Below are 3,401 nucleotides of genomic sequence, written 5' to 3'. Positions count from 1 at the left end.
CCCTCACCCGCACTGGTCGGGCTGGTCGATGACCTCACCGTATGGCCCGGTCTCGTACTCAACAAACCACCGCTTCGTCCGTCCGTCGTCGGACCCTTTGCTAGTCACAACATGAACGCGTATCGGCCATTCGCCCGCAGCGGCCAGCGCGCGGATGACACTCTCGCGGATGACGCGTCGCACCTCACCCTCGCCCGTTTCTACGGGCAACAGCAGTGAGATGTAGCCAGTGCGGAACGCTGGCGGCTCGGCCATGAGGTCATTGTGCCCTCGGTGTGCTGGCGCGGCCGTTCAGCAGTCTGCAGTCCTCGGAAAGCGCGGGCCGGCACGCCACGGCGAGGGCCTCGCGTGGATTTTGGGAGTCCGGGAGGTCCGGGAGGTCCGGGAAGGTGGCGCGCCGAAGCACGTCCATTACGGCGCCTATCGCATCGTCGACTGGGCGAAGCGAGCTGCTGAGCTATGGGAAGGCTCGGCTGGTTAGACGTTGCGGATTGTTTTCCGGGATGCGCCGGAAAAGTAGTCGGGCCGCCACCGTGGGGATCTACGCGGCCGAGCAGTAGGTCAGATGCCTAGCACCGCGATTCGGTTCCAGACGGGTCGTGGGCGGTCGATCGCCTCGGCGACTTATCGCGCCGGCGGTCGGCCCGCGTCCGCGGGCTCATGCGGGAGGACCTATACGCTCTCCCCGAGCCGATCGAGGCGCTCCTCGATGAGCGCCACGCCGTTAATGATCTCCAACATGGCGGCGGTCACGCGCTCAAGTAGGTGGTCGATCTGCTGGCTCGGACGATGTGCTTCGGGCGACAGGTTCTGCGCGTAGACCCCCACAGAGTCCACAAAGCCGCGGCAGTTGGGCATGTTGCGGGGGACTTGAGCGTTGCGTACGCGGTCGATGAGCTCAGCTTTGTGATCCGCGAAGTCGTCGGTGTCGCTCATTGGGTGATGCTTCTCCCTATATTATTGGTGCCCCGGTGATACCCGACTCATGCTCGTCAACAAGCCAGTTGGCGATATCGACGAGCTTGATGTTGGTGTCCTTTGAGGCGCGGGTGAGTGTGGCGAATGCTTGCAGCCCAGTGAGCTTGTCGCGGTGCATCAGGATGCCTTTGGCCTGTCCGATGACGTCGCGGCTGGCCAGCGCGGCGTGGAAGTGGTTCTCATCGGTCGCGCCGATCATCGCCACCGCGGCGTGTTGGGCGACAATGGTGCCGACTTCTATTGAGTCCTCGGAGAAGCCGCCTGCCTGATCGCTGTACAGGTTCAGCGCGCCGAGGGTCTCGGAACGAACGAATAGTTGAAATGACAGCAAGCTGTGAACGCCCAGTTCTGTTGCCTGGCGGGCGAATTGCGGCCAGCGGGTATCGGTGGACATGTCGTCTATGTGGACGGTGTGGTGCTGTCGCAGTGCCGTGACGCAGGGCCCGTCGCCGAGTTCGGATTGCAGATCGTCGAGTTTGGCGACAAGCGGATCGGTCGGCGCCACTGCGACCACCCGGCGTTTCTCGATCATCGAGATGCCTGCCCAGCGCGCTCCGGGAATGGGGCGATCCCACCGGCTCGTGAGCCAGAACCGGCGGGACCTGGGCAAGTCGCGTTGCTAGCGATCGCAACTCACCCTTCGTAACGTGTATCCCGGCTCACGTAGATGCAAACGCTCAGGCGCTCGCGGCTTCCATCGCCGCGCGGATCTCCGAATCGTCCACCGCGCAATACCGTTCGGTCGGCGCGATCGACTCGTGTCCAATCAGCACCTGCGCGGCACGGCGTGCACGAGCGACAACGCCCGCGAAGGCGCGCATCATGCGCTACGCGGTGAAAGTGCCCTCCGACGCCAGCTCGGGGGCGTATGGGGACGACATCGACGCGTGCCGGGAACCGGCCCAGTGATGCCCGTGATGATGGCCACCACAGCAAGCACCCAAGACGAATCCGCTCCAAAAGATCACGGCGACGATGAAAACAATGCCCGCCAAGGCGACGATCACGGCCGCAAACCGAAATGGCCTGCCACGTCGGTGCCACCGGCCCTGCCCGTATGGCGGCTCTGTGGTCTCGCCTGCTGCGGTTGTTGACTTAGTCCGTTCAGGTTCAGTCATACCTCCCAGCATGCGCCGTAAAGCCACGAGCCAGCTGTGAGAAATCAAGCAGGCCCGGCACCGAGGCCCCTTTTCATGCTCGAAGGCGTCTGGCCAGACTGACGCCGCATGGTTCGATCCGCCACCAGCGGGGGCTGATGGCGGCCCGTGGGGTTCTCACAGCGAATTGCGAGGAAACTCTCCCATGTTGCGAAGGGAGTCTTCCCCCCCGAAGCTCTCGTTGACCTCGGTCCCGTCACCTACCCCCCTTGGTGGCGGGGCCGAGATCGTTTTCCATCGACCGAACCGCTGGGCACAAGCAGTCGGCCCGCCACCGTGGGGATCTAGGTGGCGTTTGAGATCCGCACCGCCGCAGGCCCATCGAGCGCTGTGCAGTGAGTGTTCATCGGTGGCCCGTACACCGTCTCGTCGCACGTGCGGCAGGTCCAGGTGGTGTGCCCGCCGTCGTGCCCGAGGCAAGCCTGATTACCGACGAGCGTCTTGCCGGCGCCGAACTCGTGCCCGTTCGGGCAGTGTTGGGGTGCGAGGACGATCCACGCGCCGGTAGTGGAACGGACTAGATCGCCGACAGCGGGCACATCTTTGAGGGTAGAAGCTGCGCGCTCGTTTGGGGTACGACGGCGCTAATCCCGTCGTGTCATACTGACCAATGCAGGAAGGTCCCCGGTGAGCAACAACAAGCAGCGTCCAAACGCCAGGCGGGTTGGGACCATGGCACGCGCGATCCACGAACGGCGAATCGTCTGCGACGACCACGACTTCGATCACATCCAAGACCCGAACGCGTAACACGAATGACCGCGAAACTATGCCACGCCTGCTACGCGGACCTATTCGACGGCAACCCGATACGCCGCGTCACACTTGGCCGCCAATGCGCCCACTGCAAAAAGGCAACCGACCGCGGCGAGATGATGATCGCAATTGAACCCGAAACGCTAACCGCCGCGTTGACCGCGAAGCCGACATCGACTGTCTTGCCGACACCTATGGTCGAAACGTTGGAGAGCCAGGACCTTCAGTAGTTTTGCGCCTCAAGCTGTGCGCGTTTCAATAACTAGGCTCGCCCCGCCAGTGTTCCGGCGCCCGCAACATCCATGCCCCAGTGGTGGAGCCGACGAGATCGCCAACTGCGGACATGAACCCAGGCTGGCTGGTTTCCGTTGTAATAAATGGGAGCTGCAAAGGAGCACTACCATGCAAATCAAACTGACCTACATCACACCGCTCTTGGCGGCTACTGCTGCCGCGGTAGCGATCGCCGCCGCACCGACGGCTGCCGCGGCAAACGGGCAGCAGACCTGC

Annotated in this window: 6 protein-coding genes; all 6 read right to left on the bottom strand. The window is 63.4% G+C overall.

Annotated features, from left to right (window positions below; all coding sequences use genetic code 11):
- Positions 1-3 precede the first annotated feature (3 nt).
- On the bottom strand, positions 4-255 hold the full coding sequence (locus QOH60_RS27380) for a hypothetical protein (protein WP_526425027.1): 252 nt from the start codon (positions 253-255) through the stop codon (positions 4-6).
- Positions 256-672: 417 nt separating this feature from the next.
- Complete coding sequence (locus tag QOH60_RS27375; protein ID WP_526425026.1) at positions 673-936, bottom strand: hypothetical protein; 264 nt, start codon at positions 934-936, stop codon at positions 673-675.
- A 16-nt stretch (positions 937-952) separates the two neighbouring features.
- Positions 953-1,588, bottom strand: a complete 636-nt coding sequence (locus QOH60_RS27370; protein WP_526425025.1) for a GAF and ANTAR domain-containing protein — start codon at positions 1,586-1,588, stop codon at positions 953-955.
- Between the two features lie 67 nt (positions 1,589-1,655).
- Entirely contained in the window at positions 1,656-1,802 is a 147-nt protein-coding gene (locus tag QOH60_RS27365; RefSeq protein ID WP_526425024.1) for a hypothetical protein, read from the bottom strand.
- Positions 1,803-1,805: 3 nt separating this feature from the next.
- Complete coding sequence (locus QOH60_RS27360; RefSeq protein WP_526425023.1) at positions 1,806-2,096, bottom strand: hypothetical protein; 291 nt, start codon at positions 2,094-2,096, stop codon at positions 1,806-1,808.
- Positions 2,097-2,419: 323 nt separating this feature from the next.
- Positions 2,420-2,674 (bottom strand): hypothetical protein, encoded by a 255-nt coding sequence (locus tag QOH60_RS27355; RefSeq protein WP_526425022.1) that lies wholly within the window; start codon positions 2,672-2,674, stop codon positions 2,420-2,422.
- Positions 2,675-3,401: the final 727 nt, after the last annotated feature.

The organism is Mycobacterium sp. (assembly GCF_032159765.1).
Taxonomy (GTDB): domain Bacteria; phylum Actinomycetota; class Actinomycetes; order Mycobacteriales; family Mycobacteriaceae; genus Mycobacterium.
Note: the sequence above shows the minus strand (reverse complement) of the source record. Positions and strands in the feature narration are given on the sequence as shown.

Bases quoted from the DNA above. Each gene is read 5' to 3' on its own strand.
- QOH60_RS27380 (WP_526425027.1), bottom strand. From the start codon at position 255: ATGGCCGAGCCGCCAGCGTTCCGCACTGGCTACATCTCACTGCTGTTG.
- QOH60_RS27365 (WP_526425024.1), bottom strand. From the start codon at position 1,802: ATGATGCGCGCCTTCGCGGGCGTTGTCGCTCGTGCACGCCGTGCCGCG.
- QOH60_RS27360 (WP_526425023.1), bottom strand. From the start codon at position 2,096: ATGACTGAACCTGAACGGACTAAGTCAACAACCGCAGCAGGCGAGACC.
- QOH60_RS27375 (WP_526425026.1), bottom strand. From the start codon at position 936: ATGAGCGACACCGACGACTTCGCGGATCACAAAGCTGAGCTCATCGAC.